This window comes from Pseudomonas sp. Y24-6 (assembly GCF_020295325.1).
GTDB classification, from domain to species: domain Bacteria; phylum Pseudomonadota; class Gammaproteobacteria; order Pseudomonadales; family Pseudomonadaceae; genus Aquipseudomonas; species Aquipseudomonas gregormendelii.
Genome location: NZ_JACBXG010000009.1, coordinates 109,815 through 131,183, shown reverse-complemented (window position 1 = coordinate 131,183; position 21,369 = coordinate 109,815). Strand labels below are relative to the sequence as shown.

At 60.6% G+C, this 21,369-nt stretch carries 23 protein-coding genes; 7 read left to right on the top strand and 16 right to left on the bottom strand.

The annotated features are described in order from the left end of the window. Positions 1-158 precede the first annotated feature (158 nt). A complete protein-coding gene (locus HYI44_RS18410; RefSeq protein WP_122838611.1) occupies positions 159-1,166 on the top strand; it encodes a DUF481 domain-containing protein in 1,008 nt (335 codons plus the stop codon). A gap of 200 nt (positions 1,167-1,366) precedes the next feature. Here HYI44_RS18410 and HYI44_RS18405 read toward each other — a convergent pair whose 3' ends face one another. Further along, positions 1,367-1,576 carry a cold-shock protein gene (locus HYI44_RS18405; protein ID WP_002554837.1) on the bottom strand — a complete coding sequence of 70 codons (210 nt, stop codon included), beginning with the start codon at positions 1,574-1,576 and terminating at the stop codon, positions 1,367-1,369. Positions 1,577-1,932: 356 nt separating this feature from the next. Between HYI44_RS18405 and dcd the strand changes: the two genes are divergently transcribed. Beyond that, positions 1,933-2,499 carry a dCTP deaminase gene (dcd, locus tag HYI44_RS18400; protein WP_122837724.1) on the top strand — a complete coding sequence of 189 codons (567 nt, stop codon included), beginning with the start codon at positions 1,933-1,935 and terminating at the stop codon, positions 2,497-2,499. Positions 2,500-2,605: 106 nt separating this feature from the next. Continuing rightward, positions 2,606-2,815 (top strand): hypothetical protein, encoded by a 210-nt coding sequence (locus HYI44_RS18395; protein ID WP_045061094.1) that lies wholly within the window; start codon positions 2,606-2,608, stop codon positions 2,813-2,815. 34 nt (positions 2,816-2,849) lie between these two features. Here the strand turns inward: HYI44_RS18395 and pdeM are convergent, their stop codons facing one another. The 14 genes from pdeM to HYI44_RS18325 form a co-directional block, all read right to left on the bottom strand. Then, a complete protein-coding gene (gene pdeM, locus HYI44_RS18390) occupies positions 2,850-3,503 on the bottom strand; it encodes a ligase-associated DNA damage response endonuclease PdeM (protein ID WP_225570143.1) in 654 nt (217 codons plus the stop codon). Further along, positions 3,503-5,989 (bottom strand): ligase-associated DNA damage response DEXH box helicase, encoded by a 2,487-nt coding sequence (locus tag HYI44_RS18385; protein ID WP_225570142.1) that lies wholly within the window; start codon positions 5,987-5,989, stop codon positions 3,503-3,505. Before HYI44_RS18385 ends, pdeM begins: the two co-directional genes overlap by 1 nt. Positions 5,990-6,155: 166 nt before the next feature. Continuing rightward, on the bottom strand, positions 6,156-6,920 hold the full coding sequence (locus HYI44_RS18380; protein WP_122837727.1) for an ABC transporter ATP-binding protein: 765 nt from the start codon (positions 6,918-6,920) through the stop codon (positions 6,156-6,158). Positions 6,921-6,934: 14 nt separating this feature from the next. Further along, positions 6,935-8,053 (bottom strand): succinylglutamate desuccinylase/aspartoacylase family protein, encoded by a 1,119-nt coding sequence (locus tag HYI44_RS18375; protein WP_225570141.1) that lies wholly within the window; start codon positions 8,051-8,053, stop codon positions 6,935-6,937. Between the two features lie 11 nt (positions 8,054-8,064). Then, positions 8,065-8,775, bottom strand: a complete 711-nt coding sequence (locus HYI44_RS18370; protein WP_225570140.1) for an ABC transporter permease — start codon at positions 8,773-8,775, stop codon at positions 8,065-8,067. Next, the gene (locus tag HYI44_RS18365) at positions 8,772-9,500 is read right to left on the bottom strand and encodes an ABC transporter permease (RefSeq protein WP_045061088.1); all 729 of its coding nucleotides are present in this window, start codon (positions 9,498-9,500) and stop codon (positions 8,772-8,774) included. Before HYI44_RS18365 ends, HYI44_RS18370 begins: the two co-directional genes overlap by 4 nt. Before the next feature lie 56 nt (positions 9,501-9,556). Next, the gene (locus tag HYI44_RS18360) at positions 9,557-10,339 is read right to left on the bottom strand and encodes a transporter substrate-binding domain-containing protein (RefSeq protein WP_045061087.1); all 783 of its coding nucleotides are present in this window, start codon (positions 10,337-10,339) and stop codon (positions 9,557-9,559) included. A gap of 197 nt (positions 10,340-10,536) precedes the next feature. Then, positions 10,537-12,225, bottom strand: coding sequence for an ATP-dependent DNA ligase (locus HYI44_RS18355; RefSeq protein WP_225570139.1), 1,689 nt, complete (start codon positions 12,223-12,225; stop codon positions 10,537-10,539). Beyond that, positions 12,222-13,256 (bottom strand): ligase-associated DNA damage response exonuclease, encoded by a 1,035-nt coding sequence (locus tag HYI44_RS18350; protein WP_122837730.1) that lies wholly within the window; start codon positions 13,254-13,256, stop codon positions 12,222-12,224. Before HYI44_RS18350 ends, HYI44_RS18355 begins: the two co-directional genes overlap by 4 nt. Positions 13,257-13,392: 136 nt before the next feature. Beyond that, positions 13,393-15,843: a penicillin acylase family protein gene (locus HYI44_RS18345; protein WP_225570138.1), complete on the bottom strand. Its 2,451-nt coding sequence runs from the start codon at positions 15,841-15,843 to the stop codon at positions 13,393-13,395. 260 nt (positions 15,844-16,103) lie between these two features. Then, positions 16,104-16,313, bottom strand: a complete 210-nt coding sequence (locus tag HYI44_RS18340; RefSeq protein WP_122837732.1) for an SEC-C metal-binding domain-containing protein — start codon at positions 16,311-16,313, stop codon at positions 16,104-16,106. Positions 16,314-16,318: 5 nt separating this feature from the next. Then, the gene (locus HYI44_RS18335) at positions 16,319-16,804 is read right to left on the bottom strand and encodes an LEA type 2 family protein (protein ID WP_225570137.1); all 486 of its coding nucleotides are present in this window, start codon (positions 16,802-16,804) and stop codon (positions 16,319-16,321) included. 41 nt (positions 16,805-16,845) lie between these two features. Next, positions 16,846-17,322 carry a YchJ family protein gene (locus HYI44_RS18330; RefSeq protein ID WP_122837734.1) on the bottom strand — a complete coding sequence of 159 codons (477 nt, stop codon included), beginning with the start codon at positions 17,320-17,322 and terminating at the stop codon, positions 16,846-16,848. Between the two features lie 4 nt (positions 17,323-17,326). After that, positions 17,327-17,824, bottom strand: a complete 498-nt coding sequence (locus tag HYI44_RS18325; protein ID WP_225570136.1) for a DUF6231 family protein — start codon at positions 17,822-17,824, stop codon at positions 17,327-17,329. 191 nt (positions 17,825-18,015) lie between these two features. Between HYI44_RS18325 and HYI44_RS18320 the strand changes: the two genes are divergently transcribed. The 4 genes from HYI44_RS18320 (at position 18,016) to HYI44_RS18305 (ending at position 20,707) form a co-directional block, all read left to right on the top strand. Beyond that, on the top strand, positions 18,016-18,711 hold the full coding sequence (locus HYI44_RS18320; RefSeq protein WP_122837735.1) for an OmpA family protein: 696 nt from the start codon (positions 18,016-18,018) through the stop codon (positions 18,709-18,711). Between the two features lie 91 nt (positions 18,712-18,802). Continuing rightward, the gene (locus tag HYI44_RS18315) at positions 18,803-19,528 is read left to right on the top strand and encodes an OmpA family protein (RefSeq protein WP_122837736.1); all 726 of its coding nucleotides are present in this window, start codon (positions 18,803-18,805) and stop codon (positions 19,526-19,528) included. Positions 19,529-19,677: 149 nt separating this feature from the next. Beyond that, the gene (locus HYI44_RS18310; protein ID WP_225570135.1) at positions 19,678-19,956 is read left to right on the top strand and encodes a DUF1145 domain-containing protein; all 279 of its coding nucleotides are present in this window, start codon (positions 19,678-19,680) and stop codon (positions 19,954-19,956) included. Further along, complete coding sequence (locus tag HYI44_RS18305; RefSeq protein WP_045061076.1) at positions 19,949-20,707, top strand: collagen-like triple helix repeat-containing protein; 759 nt, start codon at positions 19,949-19,951, stop codon at positions 20,705-20,707. Before HYI44_RS18310 ends, HYI44_RS18305 begins: the two co-directional genes overlap by 8 nt. Positions 20,708-20,813: 106 nt before the next feature. Here the strand turns inward: HYI44_RS18305 and HYI44_RS18300 are convergent, their stop codons facing one another. Further along, positions 20,814-21,278 carry a CopD family protein gene (locus HYI44_RS18300; protein ID WP_045061075.1) on the bottom strand — a complete coding sequence of 155 codons (465 nt, stop codon included), beginning with the start codon at positions 21,276-21,278 and terminating at the stop codon, positions 20,814-20,816. Between the last annotated feature and the right edge of the window lie 91 nt (positions 21,279-21,369).

The window sequence follows — 21,369 nt, the reverse complement described above, 5'->3', positions numbered from 1 at the left end:
AATTCCTGCGGGTCGCGGTATTTACGGTCCCCAGAGTAAGTCGAGAATGGCCAATTGAGAAATGAACTCAATAGAAATAGTCGTGTCAGTGCTTGCTAGGGTCTTATTCGTAAGGATAATGCCGACTTTTTTTCGCAAACTTGAGCCTGTATTTGCTTATGGTGTCCAGATCCCTGCTGTGCCTCGCTGTCCTAAGTGCTTCCACACCCTTGCTCGCCGACACCGTCTGGTTGAAGAACGGTGACAAGCTGAGCGGCAAGATCACCCTGTTCGACGGCGGCAAGCTGTTGATCCAGACCGAGTACGCCGGCGCGATCCCGATCGACTGGAAACAGGTCAAGACGCTGGAAAGCGATCAGGAATTACTGGTCAAGCAGGATGCTTACACCGGGGAAAAGGCCAAGTCACTGCAGGCGGCAGACGATGGCAAGGTGACGCTGGCCAATGGCGATGCGCCGAAGACCGTGGAGCTTGCCAGTATCCAGCAGATCCTTAAGCCCAAGCCGGTGGTTGAGGACCTGGTATGGAAGGGCAATGTCGACATGGCGCTGGATTACCAGCGGGCCGAGAAAGACACCGATGACTACGACATCGACTTCAAGACCAGTGCGCGGCATGGCAAGTGGCGGCATACGGCGGAAGGCGAATACAACCGCGAATTCCAGGACGACGTGGTCACCACGGATAACTGGCGCGGTGAGTACTCCCTCGATCGGTTCCTGACCGAGAAATGGTTCTGGCAAGGTCGCGCCGTCTATAAGCGCGACAAGGTCGAAGACTTGTCCCGTCAGCGCACCGTCGGTACCGGTCCTGGTTATCAGTTCTGGGATGACGAGCTGGGCGCGTTCTCGCTGGGGTCGCTGGTCAACCGCACGGATTATGAATACGCGGACGGCGGCAAGGAAAACTTCTACTCCCTGGCCATGAAGTGGGACTACAACCGCTACCTGATTGGCAAGAAGGTCGAGTTCTTCACCAACGGCGAGGTGGGCAAGCCATTGTCAGGCGTTGCGGATTACGCGCTGGATGCCGAGGTGGGGTTGCGCTACAAGGTGACCGAGTGGGCTTCGCTTAACCTGAAGGCCGAGCGAGATGTCATCAGTGGTACTGATGATGCTGATTTGGAGAAGACCCGGTATACCGCTGGGTTTGGTGTGGCCTGGTAATAAGCGCTTAAGCTTAAGCTCAAGATCAAAAGATCGTCCGATCGCGGCCCGAGCCTTCGGCAGCTCCTACAGGATGAATGCAAAACTCTGTAGGAGCTGCCGAAGGCTCGGGCCGCGATCTTTTTTGCCCTGGCAAAAACACACAGGCACAAAAAAGCCCCGCTTTTGAGGGCGGGGCTTTTTACTAAAGCAAGTACAAGTTAGATAACTTGAACTTCTTCAGCTTGCATGCCTTTCTGACCGCGGGTAGCGATGAAAGAGACCTGTTGGCCTTCTTTCAGGCTTTTGAAGCCGTCGGATTGGATAGCTTTGAAGTGAACGAACAGGTCGTCACCGGATTGTGGAGTGATGAAGCCGAAGCCTTTTTCATCGTTGAACCACTTAACGGTACCGGTTTGGCGATTAGACATGGTGTAACTCCTTGAACAAAGATAACTGCGACGCAGGAAGAACCCTGGCCGAGACTGAGTGCAAAGAGCAGGAAAAATTCTTGTAGATGGTTGGATCGAAATTCAACATATCGTGTAGAGATTCTCAGTGACACAAGCAGCACAGTGGCGCCACCTTAACCCTTTTTCCGGAACGTGCCAATGCTTCTTGCGAAGGTTTCTCTTATTTCGTGACTGACGGTGCATCAAAATAGACTGAGGGCCCGGAAATTCGGGGGCGCGCTCGGGAGAATTTTATTGCGCTCTTTGAACCGGCGACCCGCCCCCGGTAAGATGCCGGACAGATTTTCTCCACCTCGCTATTCAGGACACCCGCCATGAGCATCAAATCGGACAAGTGGATTCGCCGCATGGCGCAAGAGCACGGCATGATCGACCCCTTCGTTGAGCGCCAGATGCGCGGTGAAGGTGCCGAGCGCCTGATTTCCTACGGTGTGTCGAGCTACGGCTACGACGTGCGCTGCGCCGATGAATTCAAAGTGTTCACCAACATCAACTCGGCAACCGTCGATCCGAAAAACTTCGATGAGAAGAGCTTTGTCGACGTCAAGAGCGATGTCTGCATCATTCCGCCCAACTCGTTCGCACTGGCCCGCACCGTGGAATTTTTCCGCATACCGCGCAACGTGCTAACCATATGCCTGGGTAAAAGCACCTACGCCCGTTGCGGCATCATCGTCAACGTGACGCCGCTCGAGCCGGAGTGGGAAGGCCATGTGACCCTGGAATTCTCCAACACCACCACGCTGCCGGCAAAAATCTACGCCAATGAAGGTGTCGCACAGATGCTTTTCTTCGAATCCGACGAAGAGTGCGAAGTGTCCTACAAAGACCGTGGCGGCAAGTATCAAGGCCAGCGCGGCGTTACCCTGCCGCGTACCTGAGTCATCCATCTGACGGGTCGTGGGAATTCTTCGGCGCGAAGACACTCTATTGGGTGTACTGCCCGGTTCGCGCACAGTGAACCGGGCCACCGCTCAGGAGTGCTCTATGAAGATCGATCCGCAAATAAGTGCCGAACTGGCAAGGCTTGAGCCCAATCAGGTTGGCGTTTTGGCCTGGTCACTGCTGGCGCACCCGCCACTCAGCATGGCTGGAGGAATCCCCGGCCAGCCTGATCCTGATACCCCCAACGAACAACCGACCGAACCTGGCGAGCCCACCTTGCCGGATGAGCCGCCTCCAGCGCCTGTTGCATGATCCTTCGGCCATTGCTGTGTGGGAGCGAGAGCTCCTACACCGGCCATATCTCGTTGTCGCCAATCACGAACAATCTGCAACTGTCATCCCGCTCGACCTGGTACCCGCCGGTAAATGCGCCGAAGGCGGGTAGCAGGCTGACAGCCTCTGCAAGCCTGAAGCACGCCAGGCGCAAGCTTTGTCGCCCGCGACCCTGAAGCCGATACACCGGATGGACGTGACCGGCCAGCACGTGCCGGTCGGGGTGCGGGTCAGGCTCATGTTGCAGCGCAAAGGGCCCGAGCAGCATTGGCTCAGGCACTACGCGAATGTTCAATGAGGTGGGCGGGTCGCCGGCGCGCTTGTCATGATTGCCGCGGATCAATGTCATCGGCAGGTCGATGTGCCGCGCACGCCACTGCGCCAGGGCGCTTAAAGTAGCCGGTGCGTGGGAGCCTGGGCCGTGCAGGAAGTCACCCAGGAAAATGAGTTGCCGACACGCCAGTCGCGCCAGCAGCGCGTCCAGCACACGGATGTTCTGCGCGGTAGTGCCCTGAGGCACGGGCTGACCCAGGCGCCGATACGCGGCAGCCTTGCCAAAGTGCACATCGGCCACCAGCAATGCCTCCTGCGCTGGCCAGTAGATGGCTTTTTCCGGTAACAGCCACAGCTCTTCACCCGCGAGCCGGACGGGGTAGGGTGTACTCATCAGGCTTTCCCTGTCTCTGCAGTCGTTTCCAGGTCGCTGACCATGCGGCGGATGCGGTCGGCAAGTTTTTCCGAGCTCATGCTTTCGCGCATGCGCTCTACCAGCAGTGGAAAGGCCAGCGGTGTAGGACGTTTGATCGGGTGCAGGTCGAGCCTGAGTCGGCCGATTCGCTCAAGTGTCTCTTCAAGGCGCCGTATATCCAGTTCCTCGCGCAACACCTCTTCCCCTGCCTGGGCCAGCAGCAAGTTGTCAGCATCGTATTGCTTGAAGACTTCGAAAAACAGGCCGCTGGAGGCCTGTACCTGCCGGGTACTTTTCGGCGCACCTGGATAACCGGCAAACACCAGGCCGGCGATGCGCGCAATCTCGCGAAAACGGCGCAAGGCCAGCTCGCCCGCATTCAGGCTGGCAAGCACATCAGCCATCAAGCGCTCAGGACTGAGCAGCGCCGGGTCGAGATGCTCAGCCCAGTCCACATGGGTGGCGCTCAGCAACTCCAGCCCGTAATCATTCACCGCAATGGAGAACGTAACGGCCAGGCGTTGACTGACCCGCCACGCCAGCAGGCTGGCCAGACCCAGGTGCACCTGGCGTCCAGCAAAAGGGTAGAGAAACAGGTGCCAGCCCTCGCGGGATTTCAGGGCCTCGGCCAGCAGGCTTTTATCCGTTGGCAGCCCGGACCATTGTTGCTGCACCTCCAGCAAGGGGCGCAACGCTTTCATTTCCGGCCCGATGAACTCGCCTGACGCGGCTGCGCTGAAACGCGCAACCACCGCCGTGGCCAGTTCATTGGAGAGCGGCATGCGTCCGCCATTCCAGCGCGGCACCGCGGCTTTCTTCGCTGTGCTGCGCTTGACGTAGGCGGTCATGTTTTCCACCCGCACCAGCTCCAGCAAGCGCCCGGCGAACAGGAAGCCGTCGCCGGGCTTGAGCCGGGCTATGAATCCCTCTTCGACACTGCCCAGTTGCTTGCCGCCACCGCCCTTGCTCCAGAACTTCAGCTGGATGCTCGCATCGCTGACGATGGTGCCAATGCTCATGCGATGGCGTCGCGCCAAGCGCGCGTCGGGTACCCGCCACACGCCATGCTCATCCGGTTCGACCCGGCGATAATCCGGATAGGCCGTCAGAGACAGCCCACCGTGGCGTACGAAAGCCAGCGCCCACACCCAGTCCGCCAGGCTGAGGTCGCGGTAGGCCCAGGCACCGCGTACTTCTTCGTACAGTTCTTCGGGTATGAAACCACCTCCCAACGCCATGCTGACCAGGTGTTGCACCAGCACATCCAGCGGCTTGTGCGGCGATTCCCGAGGCTCGATGCGCCGCTGCGCTACGGCGTCCTGCGCCGCAATCGCCTCGATCAATTCAAGGCTGTGAGTCGGAACCAGTGTCACTCGTGACACACGCCCCGGTGCGTGGCCGGAGCGGCCTGCCCGCTGCATCAGCCGCGCGACGCCTTTGGCCGAGCCGATTTGCAGCACCCGTTCCACCGGCAGGAAATCCACCCCCAGGTCGAGACTGGAGGTGCAGACCACGGCTTTGAGCTGCCCATCCTTGAGGGCCCGTTCAACCCAGTCCCGGGTATCGCGCGACAATGAACTGTGATGCAGCGCAATGATCCCGGCCCAGTCCGGCCGTGCCTCCAGCAGCGCCTGATACCAGATTTCCGATTGCGCGCGGGTATTGGTGAACACCAGGGTGCTGGGGCTGGACTCGAGTTCCGCGACCACCTGCGGCAGCATTTTCAGGCCAATGTGCCCGGCCCAGGGAAAGCGTTCGATGGCGGGAGGGCGCAGTGAATCGACTCGCAGGTCTTTGCCGCTCTGGCCCTGCACGCTAATGCCGCCGCCATGAGGGATCAGCACTTGCTCGGCGTGGGCCTGATTACCCAAGGTGGCGGACACGCCCCAGACCACCAGGTCGGGTTGCCAGCGGCGCAGGCGGGCGAGGGCCAGTTGTAACTGCACTCCGCGCTTGTTACCGAGCAATTCGTGCCATTCATCCACCACAATCATGCGCAAGGTCGACAAGGCGCTTTGCGCGTCGGCCCGGGCCAGCAGCAGAGTGAGGCTTTCCGGGGTGGTGATCAGCGTGGTGGGCAGGCGCCTGCTTTGCCTGGCCCGTTCGCTGCTGCTGGTGTCACCGGTTCGCAGGCCGACGCTCCAGGGTATCTGCAGGTCCTGCAGTGGCCCCTCCAATGCACGCGCGGTGTCCGCCGCCAATGCGCGCATCGGGGTAATCCACAGGACGGTCAAGGGTTCGGCTACAGGTTTGCGCTTGCGCGGGGTTTCGACCGGGGAGAGGGTGCTGGCGTAGCGGTTGAGTGCGCCAAACCAGACGGCGTAGGTTTTGCCGGCGCCGGTACTGGCGTGCAGCAGTCCTGACTGGCCTTGCTTGACGGCGGCCCAGACCTGCTTTTGAAAAGCGAACGGCTTCCAGCCGCGAGCGCTGAACCATTTTTTTGCAAAGTCTGGAGAGGATCCCATGCCGGCTGCTTGCGCCCTGTAGGAGCTGTCGAGTGAAACGAGGCTGCGATCTTTCGAGCTGGCGTTTGCTGAACTAGTTCAAAAGATCGCAGCCTCGTTTCACTCGACAGCTCCTACGCAGGCGCCAACGCAGAAATGATCTGGGGGCCAGGCAATCGAGCTCCCGTTATTTCAGGTTTCCGCTCAGGAACTGCTTCAACCTCTCGCTGCGCGGATTGCCCAATACATCCTCGGGCGCGCCTTCCTCCTCGACCAGACCCTGATGCAGAAACAGCACCTGGTTCGACACCTTGCGCGCGAAACTCATCTCGTGAGTCACCATGATCATCGTGCGGCCCTCTTCGGCCAGGCCCTGGATCACTTTCAGCACTTCGCCGACCAATTCCGGGTCCAGGGCTGAAGTCGGCTCGTCAAACAACATCACCTCCGGCTCCATCGCCAGCGCGCGGGCAATGGCGACGCGTTGCTGCTGACCGCCCGAGAGAAAGGCCGGGTACTGATCGGCCACCCGCGCCGCCAGGCCCACCTTGTCCAGATAACGCCGGGCGCGGTCCTCGGCTTCCTTTTTGTCGCAGCCCAGCACCCGGCGCGGTGCCATCGTGATGTTCTCCAGCACTGTCATGTGGCTCCACAGATTGAAGTGCTGGAACACCATCGCCAGGCGCGTGCGAATCCTTTGCAGTTCATCGGCATCGGCCACATGCATGCCGTGGCGATCCTTGATCATGCGGATACTCTGGCCGTCGAGGCTCATCGCACCGTCGTTGGGCTGTTCGAGAAAGTTGATGCAGCGCAGAAAGGTACTTTTGCCCGAGCCGCTGGCGCCGATCAGGCTGATGACGTCACCGGTTTTTGCCTTGAGCGAAACACCCTTGAGCACTTCATGATCGCCATAGCTTTTGTGCAGGCCTTCAATGGTCAGTTTGTACATGGGGCAATGCATCCTCAAGGCGAAAGTAGGTAGCCGCTGCGATAGGCTTCAGTGCCCGCAACGTGGGCGATCACCATGCCAGCCGTGGCCATGCGTCGCAGTGACCGGGCGTACATCAGCCCTGCGGTGGCGCAATGGACCGGGGTGACCTGGTCAAGCACCGGATCAATGATTTCAGCCACCAACTGCCCGGCTTCCAAGTATTCCCCAGGCAGCGCCGCGAACACCAGCAAGCCGCCAACCGGCGTCGTGACGGGCTCCACCGCGGCCAACGGGGTCGCGGGGTAGGGCAATTCGGGCAATGGCCCCGGCGTGCCGACGATAGCGCCGAAGTGGATCAGGTAGTCGAGCATTGCCTGGCAGTCGAGACTGGCCAGGGGGTGATTGACGTCACCCTGGCCGCGCAATTCGACGGTTACCGAGAAACTGCCCAAGGGGATGTCGAAGTGCTCGCCGAAGCGCTCTTTCAATTGCCACCAGAGTAGCGTGAAGCATTCGTCAAACGACTGGCCACCGGAATCGGTGGCCAGCAGGCTGGCTTCGGCGCCGATGTAGCGGGCCAGTGGCTCCACCTGAGGCCAGGCCTCGGGGGTGGTGTAAAGGTGCGCAACGGCTTCGAAATCGCAATGCAGGTCCAGCACCAGGTCGGCATCACAGGCCAGCCTTTGCAGGGTCAGGCGTTGGGATTGCAACTGGGTCGCCGCCGTGTGCCGCGCCAGGGCCTGGCGCAGGCTGCTGCGGATCACCTGCAGGTTGCGTTGTGGATCGTCGCCCAGTTGCCCTTCGATGTCGTTGCCGACTTCTTCACTCAGGTCGACGAACCAGCGGTTGAAATTCTGTCCGCTTTCCAGCTCGTAGCGCCCGAGGGGGACATCCATCAGAACCTGTTCGAGGCCAACCGGATTGGCCACGGGTACCAATACGATTTCGCTGCGCAGGCGGCCGGCGGCTTCCAGCTCTCTGAGGCGCTGCTTGAGATGCCAGGCCACCAGCATGCCGGGCATTTCATCGGCGTGCAGGGATGCCTGGATGTAGATCTTGCCGCTGGCCGACGAGGGGCCGAAGTGAAAGCTGTGAATCTGCCGTGCGGTCCCCGGCAGCGGGGCCAGCAAGTCATGGATCTGGTGGCGCATGGTGCAAAGTCCTAGTGGGTCGGCCCGAGGAAGGCCAGCCATCGGCGTTCGGCGAGGCGGAACAGGCCGACCAATGCAAAGGTAACGGTCAGGTAGATCAGGGCGGCGATGCCGAACGACTGAAAGGTCAGGAAGGTCGCCGAGTTGGCATCCCGCGCGACTTTCAGGACATCCGGGATAGTTGCGGTAAACGCCACGGTGGTCGAGTGCAGCATCAGGATCACTTCGTTGCTGTAATAGGGCAACGAGCGGCGCAGGGCCGAAGGCATGATCACGTAGGCGTACAGCTTCCAGCCCGTCAGGCCGTAGGCTTTGGCCGCTTCGACTTCGCCGTGGTTCATGCTGCGAATGGCCCCGGCGAAAATCTCCGTGGTGTAGGCGCAGGTGTTCAGGGCAAACGCCAGGATCGTGCAGTTCATGGCATCGCGAAAGAACGCATCCAGCAGCGGTTGTTCACGCACCGCCGCCAGGCTGTAGATGCCGGTGTAGCAAATCAGCAACTGGATATAGAGCGGCGTCCCGCGAAACAGGTAGGTATAGAACTGCACCGGCCAGCGCACGTAGACCTTGGGCGAGACCCGGGCAATCGACAGCGGGATCGACACCAGGAAGCCGATGAAGATCGATGCGCTGAGCAACCACAGGGTCATCGCCAGGCCCGTGATGTTGTAGCCGTCGGTATAAAGGAAGGGTTTCCAGTATTCCTGCAGGAGTTCGATCATCGTACGGCCTCCCGCGAGCCGGCGGCGTAGCGGCGTTCGAGCCAGCGCAGGACGAAGTTGGAGGCGCTGGTAATCAGCAGGTAGATCAGTGCCGCCAGCACCAGGAAATAGAACAGTTGGTAGGTACTCTTACCGGCGTCCTGTGCGGCCTTGACCAGGTCGGCGAGGCCGATGATCGACACCAGTGCGGTGGCCTTGAGCATTACCATCCAGTTGTTGCCGATGCCTGGCAGGGCAAAGCGCATCATTTGCGGGAACACCACGATACGAAAGCGTTGGCCGCGATTGAGCCCGTAGGCGGTGGCGGCTTCGACCTGGCCCCGGGGCACTGCGAGGATCGCGCCACGGAAGGTCTCGGTGAAGTACGCGCCATAAATGAAGCCCAGGGTAATGACCCCGGCACTGAACGGGTTGATCTCGATGTATTCCCATTCCATGAAATCGGTAAACGATGTCAGCCAGGTCTGCAGGCTGTAGAAAATCAGCAGCATCAGCACCAGGTCCGGCACCCCGCGGATCAGCGTGGTGTAGACCTGCGCCGGCACCCGCAGCATTTTGACTTTCGATAGCTTGGCCGTGGCGCCGAGCAGGCCGAGCAACACGGCCACCAGCAGCGACAATGCCGATAATTTGATGGTCATCCAGGTGCCTTCCAGCAACAACGGGCCAAAGCCCTGGAGGCTGAAGGCTGAGAGCCCCAGATTTTGCAGGAGGTTTTCGAACATAAATCAGCAACCTGATCGGATAAAAAGAGCGCCCATCCAGGGATGGGCGCCGGGCATTATTTGCCGCTGTACAGATTCAGATCGCCGAAGTGTTTCTTCTGGATGGTGGCGTAGGTGCCATCGTCGTGTAACGCTTTGATACCTTTATCCAAAAGCGCTTTCAGCTCGGTGTTACCTTTCTTAATGCCCACCGCTGTTTTGGCTGGCAGCAATTCGCTGTCGACCGGCTTGCTGATTTCGTAGCCTGCGCCTTTTGGCGACTTCAGGAAGCCCAGTTCGGCTTGCAGCATGTCCTGGATGGCGCCGTCGAGACGGCCGGAAGTAAGGTCGGAATACACCTGGTCCTGATTCTGGTAAGCCTGGGTTTTAACGCCAGCCTTGTCCAGCACGGCCTTGGCGTAGGCTTCCTGGATGGTGCCTTGCTCGTAGCCAATGGTTTTGCCTTTAAGCGACGCGACGTCTTCGCTCAGGCCCGAGCCTTGCTTGAATACGTAGGCGGTTGGGCCGGAGAACAGCTCGCTGGAGAAGTCGATCACCTTTTCACGGGCCGGGGTCACGGTCATCGACGAAATCACGCCGTCGAATTTGTTGGCCTTGAGGCCTGGAATCATGCCGTCAAAATCACTTTCGACCCACTTGCACTTGACCTTCAACTCGGCGCAAATCGCGTTACCCAGATCGATGTCGAAGCCCACGAGGTTGCCGTCAGCCGCTTTCGACTCGAACGGTGCGTAGGAAGGGTCAACGCCAAAACGCAATTCCTTGTATTCCTTCGCCACCGCGGAGCCGGCAGCCATGCACAACGCCAGTGCAGAAAGGGTCAGCAATGCTTTTTTCATTATTCAATCCCTAAAAACCAATTTGAGCGCTTGTGGCGCGTAAAATTTGTTACTGGAAAGCGTAAGACCTGAATAAAGTAGCAATTTCTGAACCATAGTCCCGAACAAGCGTTTTAAAAGGTGCCGTGAGGAACGGTGCGCAGGCGTTTGTGCACGCAAGCGGGCATCACCGCGTGCGCGCACCAGATTGGTTCATCTCAGCCCAGCAGGTCCTGCAACGTGGCCAGGTTGTCTGCCTCATCCACTGACTTGTCGCGACGCCAGCGCAGCATCCGAGGAAACCGCACCGCGATACCGCTCTTGTGGCGCTTGGACAGGGCGATGCCCTCAAAGCCCAGTTCGAACACCAGGCTCGGTTTCACGCTGCTGACCGGGCCGAATTTCTCCACTGTGGTCTTGCGTACGATGCTGTCGACCTGGCGCATTTCTTCGTCAGTCAAGCCGGAGTACGCCTTGGCGAAAGGCACCAGCGTGCGTTCGGTTGAATTCGCCGGGCCGTCCCACACGGCGAAGGTGTAATCGCTGTACAGGCTGGCGCGCCGACCGTGGCCGCGCTGGGCGTAGATCAGCACTGCATCGACGCTGTAAGGGTCGACTTTCCACTTCCACCACACGCCCATGTCCTTGGTCCGGCCGACGCCATACAGCGAGTCCCGCGCCTTGAGCATCATGCCCTCGACGCCGAGGCTGCGCGACGCTTCGCGCTGGCGTGCGAGGTCCAGCCAGTCTTCGCCGGTGAGTACCGGCGACTCCAGCAAAACCGGGTTGTTGCAGTCGGCGAGAACCTGCTCCAGCTGGGTCCGTCGCCGGGCCTGAGACTGGTTGCGCCAATCTTCGCCATTCCATTCCAGCAGGTCGTAGGCAAGTACCACCACCGGGACTTCGTCGAGGATTTTCTTGCCGAGGGTCTTGCGGCCGATGCGCTGTTGCAGCAAAGCGAAAGGCTGGACCGAGGGTGCCGAGGGCACTTGCGGGTCGAAGGCATCCTCGGTCCCGGCTGGCGCGGCTTTCCAGGCAACGATTTCACCGTCGATCACCGTGCCGTCGGGCAGGCCGTGCACCAGGCTCTCCAGCTCCGGAAAACGCTCGGTCACCAGTTCTTCGCCCCGAGACCAGATCCACAGCCGGCCCTCGCGTTTTACCACCTGGGCGCGAATACCATCCCACTTCCATTCGATTTGCCACTGGCTGGCAGGGCCAAGCAGGGCTTCAAACTGGTCTACCGGTTGCGACAGCGCATGGGCCAGGAAAAACGGATAGGGCTGCCCGCCGCGCTGCGCATGTTCGTCGGTTGATTCCGGCGCGATCAGTTTCAGGTAACTGGCGGCGCTCGGGCGGTTGGACAGGTCGGTATAACCCACCAGGCGCTGGGCCACCCGCTTGCTGTCCAGCCCCGCCATGGATGCCAAGGCGCGTGTCACCAGCAGTTTGGACACGCCTACGCGAAAACTGCCGGTAATCAGCTTGATGCATAACATCAGGCTGGAGCGATCAAGTTGCGACCAGAGGGCAGGCAAGGCCAGGGCAAGCGCTTCGGGTGTTTCCCCGCGCAGAGGTAGCAGCTTTTCCTCGATCCAGACCGCAAGGCCAGCATCGGAGCTGTGGCTGGATTCGGGCAGTACCAGGGAAATGGTTTCCGCCAGGTCACCCACCGCCTGGTAACTCTCCTCGAACAGCCAGGGCGACAGACCGGAGTACGCCACTGCCAACTCGCGCAGGACGCGTGCCGGGACCAGTTGCCGGGGTCGCCCGCCAGACAGGAAATACACAGCCCACGCAGCATCCTGCGGCGCTGCCTGGGCGAAGTAGTTTTGCATGGCCGCCAGCTTGGCGTTGCTGGAGGTCGTTGCATCGAGTTCGGCATAGAGTTCGGCGAAGGTTTTCATGCGCGAACCTCTGCGCTTTGTTGCTCGGCGCTCGTCGCTTCCTCTTCGTCGTCACCGTATTCAGTGCTGAAGCCCTGGGCATCAAGGCCTTGCTCGCGCAAATGGCGGACGAGGACGGCGACCGAGCCGTGAGTCACCATGACCCGTTCGGCGCCGGTCTGCCCAATGGCCCAAAGCAGGCCTGGCCAGTCAGCGTGGTCGGACAGGATAAAACCGCGATCGACGCCGCGCCGGCGCCGGGTCCCGCGCAGGCGCATCCAGCCGCTGGCGAAGCCGTCGCTGTAGTCACCGAACCGACGCATCCAGGTGCTGCCACCGGCTGAAGGCGGGGCGATCACCAGGGCCTTGCGCATGACCGGATCGCTTTTTTTTACATCGCCGGCGTAAATCGTCGGCGGGATGTACACGCCGCTTTCGCGGTAGACCCGGTTCAGTGGCTCCACCGCGCCGTGGGTCAGAATCGGACCGAGGCTCGCGTCGATGCCATGCAGAATGCGCTGGGCCTTGCCGAAGGAGTAGCAGAACAGCACGCTGGTTTTATCCACGGCAGCGTTGGCCTGCCACCACTGATTGATTTCGGCGAATATCTCCGCCTGTGGTTGCCAGCGATAGATCGGCAGGCCGAACGTCGATTCGGTGATGAAGGTATGGCAGCGCACTGGTTCAAACGGCGCGCAGGTGCCATCGGGTTCGATCTTGTAATCCCCTGAGGCCACCCAGACTTCGCCACCGTATTCCAGGCGCACCTGGGCCGAGCCGAGCACATGCCCGGCCGGGTGAAAGCTCAAGGTTACGCCGTGGTGCAGCAGCCGTTCGCCATACGCCAGGGTTTGCAGGTTGATGTCCTGGCCCAGGCGTGATCGCAGGATCCCTTCGCCAGGGGCGGCAGCCAGGTAATGTTGATTGCCGGTGCGAGCGTGGTCGCCATGGGCATGGGTAATGACCGAGCGCTCGACTGGACGCCAGGGGTCTATATAGAAATCCCCGGCGGGGCAGTACAGGCCCTCGGGGCGAGCGATAACAAGGTCCATGAGGATGACCAGGCAGGGGGACTTGTTAGCTATGAGGACGACGTGAGGTCAGAAGTTCTATCGATTTGTGTCGGTGACACAACATGCGCTGTGGGAGCAAAGCTTGCTCCCGCAGGGCATGATCAACTGGGGAAGACTACTTCCCGGGAGTCAGTGTCAGTCGGGCTTTGCCATACACCTTGTCGAAGTTTTGCGGCTGCATCGGCAGGCTCATGTATTGCCCCTTCAGCCACGGATCGATGCTGTTGAGGTAATTAGGGCTGGCCGGGTTGCCTGATTGTCCGGTGGCGTTCTGGCCCATCAACGGCTCGGCTTGGCCGAAGTCGACGATGAAACGCATGGACGGTGCCAGGGTAGTGTTGAAATCTTCGCCCCAGGCAAACGCGGCGGTATTCAACGTGGTGTGATCGCCACCGGCTGCAAGCGGACCGCGGACGCTCTGGCCGCTGGCGTTCTTCCACTCGTAGCGGTGCAGCTTGCCCCATTGCCAGGCCTTGTGATCGGCGCCCAACAAGCTGTCGCCCGCAGTGATTGCAGCTGCCAGGCTGCGGGCCAGGATCACTGCCTTGTCCTCTTTTTGCGGCGTGCGAGTGTCATCCCAGAAAGGGCTGTCCTCGCGTCCCAGCAGGTGATCGGCCTGGGCGGCGTAGGAAAGCTTGCCGTTGGCGATGAAGGTTTTCCACGCAGCACTGCCTTGCGGCCCCAACTCATCGAGGAAGATCTGCCGCGTGCTTTCTTGCAGGAACAGTTGGTAGATGGCCGCATCGGCGGAAGTCGTGCTGAGCTTGCCGTCGAACGCCATCAGGCGGGCATAGGCCTCGCGAGCCTTGACCGCGTCGGTCGTCGGCAACGCTTCGATGGCTTGCTTGAGCGGCTGGGCCATGCCCGGCGCCGTGAACATTTTCTTCAGCTTGGGGGCGAAGGTGGTGGTCTGGTCGTATTGCATGGCGATCACGCTGCGCGTGTCGTGCTTGCCGGTGCCGGCGAGTTCAGCCATGCGTTCGCCGCGCTCCGGTGCGGACCAGGAGTTGGACAGCTGCATGCCATAACCATGGGGGATGACCCGCTGGTTGGCGGTGCCGAGCCAGCCCTGGGCGGGGTCTTGATCGTATGGGTGCAGCATCGGGTCGGCGTAACCGTCCCAGTCGTAGCGACCTTCCCAGCCCGGCGAGGGCAACAGGCCTTCGCCTTCGCGCCGGTTCGGATAACGCCCGGTGACCTGCCAGCCGATGTTGCTCGCATCGGCGAACACCAGATTCAACGCAATTGCGCGGATTTCACGACTGGCATCCGAGGCCTTCTCGACATTCTGCGCCCGGGACAAGTCAAAAAACGCGTCCAGGGTCTTGTCGTCGGTGAAACTCGGCGCCTGCAGTGCCAGGCCAAAACCGTTGGCCAGGGCGGTTCCCTTGGCACTGTTGAGCAGGGGGCCATGGCGGGTTTCATACACCGCCTCGCGAGTCGGCCGCTGGCCTTTGACGAAGTAGGTCTCGTTACGAACCATGACCGGCTGCCATTTGCCGCCCGCCTCGTAAGTCAGGCCGTTACCCTGGCGCTTGATTTTTTCAAGGAACAGGTCCTGGTTGTCGCCCATGACCGTGGTCATGCTCCACGCCACTTTGCCGTTGAAGCCACCCAGCACCAGCGGCAGGCCGGCGATGGTCACGCCCGAAGCCTGGTATTTCGGCGCGCGAATCTGCACATAGCTGAACAGCGATGGCACGCCGAGCGGGCCATGGCTGTCGCTGGCCAGCAGGCTTTTACCGGTGCGGCTGCGCTGCGGTGCGATTGCCCAGTTATTGGAGGACGTGGCGCCAAGCAAATTCAGGTCGGACAATTGACTGGCGGCTTTGCTGATGTCGACCAGCCCCGGAATCTGCCCGTTGAGCGTGATGCCTTGGAGTTTCTCGGCCTCGGCCACTGGCAGTTTTTCGTCGGGGGCCGAAGGCGTCAGCCAGGGGAGTTTGTCGATGCTGACGGTCTGCGCCAGCATCAGCGAGGAAATTTCTTCCGGCAGGTTGGCTGACTGACTGAAGTTCAGCAGGCAGAAAATCAGCGCCGAATCTTCCGGCTGCCAGTATTCGGGCTTGTAGCCGGTTGCCATCAGGTCTGCCGGCAACTTGTCGCGGTAGCGGAACAGGTAGGCGTTGACGCCCCGGGCATAGACTTCAAAAAAACGCTTGAGCCGCGGGGAGGACGCCTTGTACAGCTCACCAGCACTTTTCTTCAGGTTGACCGCGCGCATGTAGCGGTCGGCGTCCAGCAAGTCGGCGCCGGACATTTCTGCCAGGCGGCCTTGAGCCAGCAGGCGCAGGGTGACCATTTGCGAGATGCGATCGCTGGCATGCACGTAGCCGAGGGCGAACAGCGCGTCGTGGAAGCTGTTGCTTTCGATCAGCGGCATGCCCATGGCGTTGCGCCGCACCGAGACGTTCTGCGCCAGGCCTTTGAGCGGCTGCACGCCGGTGGTGGGCGGGAGGGTGTCCTGGGTGTTCAGGGTCTGACAACCGGTCAGGCCCAGAACACCGGCCACTGCTGCGGCAACGCCGAACCGGGGAAGAAAATGAGTAAGGGCTGGCGAGGCCATGGCAAAGCTCCTGCGGGGGTAGTAACGCGATAAAGTCGCTACGTTAGTGAGCAGGAGAGGGGCGCGCAAGCGGGGTATTCGGTTATTTCTGGATTTGTCTGATTAAGGACGTTCACGGGACGCGGCGAATTCACCATGGTGGTGGCGACAGCGCAAATTCTGCAGGGGACGGCTTGCTGGCGATCGCCGCGACGCGGTGCGTCGGGTTCGACGCTGCCGCGCGCAGGCTCGCCCCCACAGGGTAGCGGTGAACGACCCGATCAGGCGCCGTGGCACTTCTTGAATTTCTTGCCATTGCCGCAAGGGCAAGGATCGTTGCGACCGACGTCCTTCAAGGCGTTGCGCACCGGCTCCTGGTGGGCGTGGCCGCAATTCGGGCCGTGGACATGGCCATGGTCGTGATCATGGTGATCGTGCTGATCATGATCGTGATTGCAGTCGGGGCCATGAACATGGGGTTGCTGGGTCATCAGGTTTACTCCGGAATTAAATCGGCGGGGATTATCACGCCATTGCGCGCTATGTGCACGTAGTGAGCGATGAATAAACCCGTTTCCATCTCTCCTTCCAGACGGTAAGGGATGGGCTGACCGGGTTTTTTCAGCAATTTCACCAGGTCGCGGATTTTTGGCCACAGATTCGTGCGGATCGGCACCTTGAAATAAGCGCTGCGCTTGGGCCCCACAGTAAACCAGTGTTCGTGTTCACCCTCGGTCAGTAGCATGTCACCCAGATGAATACGGTACTCGAGGCCGCGTACCGTCAGGTCGCTGTCGTTTGGGTTGTCCACTCGAAAGTGCAGGAGGAATTTCTGCTCCAGCAATTTGGCGCGGATCACTTCCACCTTCACCAGATGCAGTTGCGGTTCCGGCTCGTCGCTGCTGAACCAGGACGCGCAGCCGCCTAGCCCGAGAACGAGGCTCAAAGTCAGCAGGTGGAGGACGATGCGCCGGGCGATCATGATAATTTTTCCTTGGGCCTGCAGGTGATGCAGGTCATGCCTCAACTGCCGAAATAGCCCGCGCAGCACTTCTTGAATTTCTGGCCGCTGGCACAGGGACAGGCATCGTTGCGGCCGGCCTTGAGTTGCACGGTCGGATCGATGAAATACCACTGCCCGGCGTTTTGCACAAACGAGGAGCGCTCGCGATGGCTGTGCTCCCCGGTACTGTCATGCCAGCGTGCGGTAAAGGTCACGAAAGCATGTTCCGGTTGCCCGCCAAAGACTTCCGAGCTCTCCACTTCAAGACCCAGCCAGGTGCTGTTGGCGCTCCAGTCACTGATGGACTGGCGATCCAGGCCGGCCCGTTGTGCGGGCAGGGTGGTGGCCACCAGATAGTCGATCAGGCCCAGCACATAGGCGCTGTAGCGCGAACGCATCAATGCTGCGGCGCACGGGGCGGGGTGGCCTGCGTGATAATGACCGCAGCAGGCGTCCAGCAGGGTGCCGCTGCCGCAAGGGCAAATCGATGTACTCATTGCGTTACCACCAATATTTCCCGAAATTCTCCGGATTGGCCCAGAACCTCGAGTTGAGCCAGTCAGGTACCTGTTTGTAGTCAAGCAGATCATAGGTGAACAGCGTCACCACCTGATCGTCGCGCTGAAACCGCTCGCTGGCTTGCAGGGCCAGGGAGAAAAAGTCCGTTTCCTGCCAGCCGCTGGCGTGCAGGTCAGCCAGCACCGCGATACGACTGGCGTTGAGATTGCGGATGCCTCCAAGCAAATTCAGACCGTCGCGCTTGGGCAGGTGTTCCAGGCAATCGACCACCACCGCCAGGTCGAACCGGCGTGCCGCCAGCTCCGCAGGCAACAGCCCTGGTGCAGCGTGGGCCACGCAACTGTCGGGGTGCGCGAGCTTAAAGGCCTCGAGCGCGGGAAATTCACTGGCACCTATCAATAGCAGGCGTGCGGGGGCGTATCGATCAAGCAAGGCGGCCAGCGCCTGTTGCGGCGTGCGCGAAGAAATACCGGCAATCATCAAGGATCCTCAATCAGCGTCTGCCAAGACTAGCCTGCCCGAAGGTCCGGGCCTAGCGCTCTATAGAGGCAAATGCATCGATCCACGGAGAACGGGAGGCAAATCAGCGTTGGCCTATTGCTGGCGGAGATTAAAACTCCGGTCTTTACTCCCTGAATCGGTTCTAAGCCGATCCTTCAGGAGAAAACTAGATGAGCATAGTTCGGACAGCATTACCCTTGGTTCTGCTAACCAGTGTGTTGACTGGTTGCGCAGGTTTGCAGAAAACCGACTGGCCGACCTGTGCGGCGGTCGGTGGTGTCGTCGGTGCGGGTCTTGGTGCAACCGAGAGCTCGGCGTGGGCAGGCTATGGCGCGCTGTTGATCGGTGGTACGGCAGCGGCCTATTGCTGGGTTCACGGTGATGGCGACGAAGACGGTGATGGCGTGCCGGACAGTCGCGACAAGTGCCCGGGTACGCCTAGAGGCGTGCAGGTCGATGCTGACGGTTGCCCGCCACCGGTGCCAGCACCCGTGGTCGAAGAGGCGGTAGTCGTCAAGGAAGAAGTCATCGTCGTGCGTGATGTGCACTTCCAGTTCGACAAGGCGACGCTCACTCCTTCCGACAAACAAGTGCTCGACAAGATTGCTACTCGCTTGAAACAGGAATCCTCCAGCGCACAACTGACTGTGACGGGTCATACCGACAGTGTGGGCAGCGATGCCTACAACCAGAAACTGTCGGATAAACGCGCACATTCGGTGGTTGAGTACCTGATTTCCAGTGGCGTACCGCGCAGCAGCTTCGTATCTGTGGCCGGTGCCGGCGAGAGCCAGCCAGTGGCCGATAACAAAACGGCAGACGGACGCGCGATGAACCGTCGCACGGAAATCAAAATCAATCGTTGATGCCCCTCGCACTCCGCGGCTTGTGCAGTCGCGGATGCGGGTCTTTACTCCTGTGTAACCGGTATGGGCCGGTAACACAGGAGCTTTCAATATGAGTGTTCTCACAAGGACCGTCCTACCGGTTCTGCTGCTTGGCAGCCTGCTGACCGGTTGCGCGACCCACAGCGATGGCACTGCCCCCTTGAATCAACGTACCTGGCCAATTTGCAGCCTTATCGGCGGCCTGGTCGGCGGAGGCCTGGGCGCCATTGAAAGTGCCGGCTGGGCGGGAGGTGGCGCAGCGCTGGGCATCCTGACCGGTGGCCTGATCTGCTACTCCCAGGATGGCGATGAAGATGACGACGGTGTATTTGACCGCCGTGATCGTTGCCCGGATACGCCTGCCAATACCCCTGTCGAACACCATGGTTGCCCGCTGCCGCAATACCCGGCCAGCGTGAAACCCGCCGAACCTGCACCGACCCCGAGCGAAGTCGTGACGCTGAGTGATGCCAATGACGTTCTGTTCGCTTTCAACAAGTCCGACCTGACGCCAGCGGCCCGCAGCGAACTGGATTCGCTGATGAGTAAATTGCAGAACGCCGACGTGGTCAGCATCAAGGTCATCGGCCATACCGACAGCGTGGGGTCTGATGCCTATAACCAGGGACTCTCGGAACGTCGCGCCAGCAGCGTCGCCGATTATCTCCTGAGCCAGGGTCTGGCGCCGAACAAACTCACCAGTGAGGGGCGAGGTGAACGTGAGCCTGTCGCCGACAACGATACGGACGAAGGACGGGCGAAAAACCGCCGCGTGGAACTGCACATAAACCGCTAGTGCCCGAAACAGAGCCGTCCGCCGATGCCGTCGAGCGTCCGGGCGGCCCATTCGGCGGCCTTCATGAAGAAAGTTCGATTGCCCTCTGGCTTATCCCGCGCGGAAGCCGTTACTGTGCGCGCAAAGAATAATTCTCATCGGGAGAGCGTATGAAGGTGTTCTGGGGGCTATGGAAGCTGCTGACCCTGTTGTTCTGGGCAGTAGTGGCAGTCAACTGGCTCATGCCGTTCGTCTTCCCGCTGAATTTGCTGGTCCCCGTGACCGGTGGCCTGCTGGCCGTTCTGCATCTTCTGGAGGTGCTGCTGTGTAATCGCAGCCTCAAAGGTCGCGCCCATCCGTGGCGTGATCGCCTGAAGATTTTGTTTTTCGGCGTATATCACCTGCAAACCATTCCGGCTCCGACCGTATCGAAGGCTTCCCATGCGTAATCTCTGTCTGCTCGCCGCATTTATCAGTCCACTGGCTTGCGCCCAGGTAGTGAGCGTCGAAACCAACTCGCTGATGCGCTTGCCCAACACCGCGAGCACCTTGTCCCTGGAGCGACTGGAAGTAGCCGACTACGGCACCTTGCTGATTCCCTCGAACGTTACCGAAGTCACGGTGGGCGAACTGCATTTGGGGCGCGAAGCGCGGATCGCCATTGTGCCCAGCGAGCAGGCGCTCGACCTGAAGGTCAGTCGTGCCGAGTTGTCCGAGGGCAGCCAGATCACGGCCCGCGGTGCGCCGGGTACCTACCTCAAGGCGGCCCGGTCGGGGCGCAACCTCAACTTGCAGATCAAGGCGTTGAATGCCCCGCAGTTGGCGGTGGACGCCCGTGGTGGGGCGGGGGCACCAGGGTTCGTCGGACTTGATGGCGCCAACGGCCAGGCACCGGGGTGCACCTGGGGCCAGGCTGGTCGCGGCGCGGACGGCAGTAATGGCAGCGACGGCCAGGCTGGTGCGCCCGGTGCGCTGGTCAGGCTGGAAGTGCCGCGCGATTATCCGGTCGAGCAGATCAAGGTCGAGGTGGCCGGCGGTGCGGGTGGTCTCGCTGGCCCCGGTGGCAAGCCAGGTGCGGGCGGCAAATCCAAAGGCTGCATTGTTTATCGCGCCGATGGCGGCAAGGCCGGTCGTCCTGGTGTCGATGGTCAACCTGGGCCTGCAGGGGCAGCGGGTTCGGTGACTGTGCAGCGGTTGTAGGATGGTTGTGATCCTGTGACGGTCATTGCGAGCACGCTTTGCTCCCGCAGGGCGATGAAAACCTGTGGGAGCAAGGCTTGCCCGCGATCGCGCCCGCCCTGCCGACTCAGAACATCGGTCGAGCCGCCGCAATTGCAACCAGCAGCAACCCGACCAGCAGATTGATCCCCACCAGCCGGCGAATCCTTCCCAAAATCCCGGCGCCAGCCGGCCAGTCCTGCGCCGCCACGGCCGTGCGCAGCTCGGGCAACATCAGCGCCTGGATGCGAATAAACAGCGCCGTCATCACCACATACAACCCCATCATCACCTGCACATAACGCGGCGCGCTTTCAAAACCGGCATATTGCAGGTGAATCATGCCCACGCCGCTGATCGGCAACACCACCACAGCGACCCAGACCCAGCGGAAAAAACCGCTGAACACCTCGACCCACAGTTTCAGCCGGGCAGGGCCCTCCAGCGCCTTCATGGCCGCCGGGCGCAAGACCATCCAGGCGAAAAACATGCCGCCGACCCATACCAGGGCCGACAGGACATGCAGGCTGTAAACGATGGCAAAAAGTGTCATTTGGGTACTCCGTTCTGCGCGGGATTAATTAGCGGGGTATGATAGCGGCCGAACCGAACCACTGAAAATTTATCCAGCGTTTTTTGCGCCC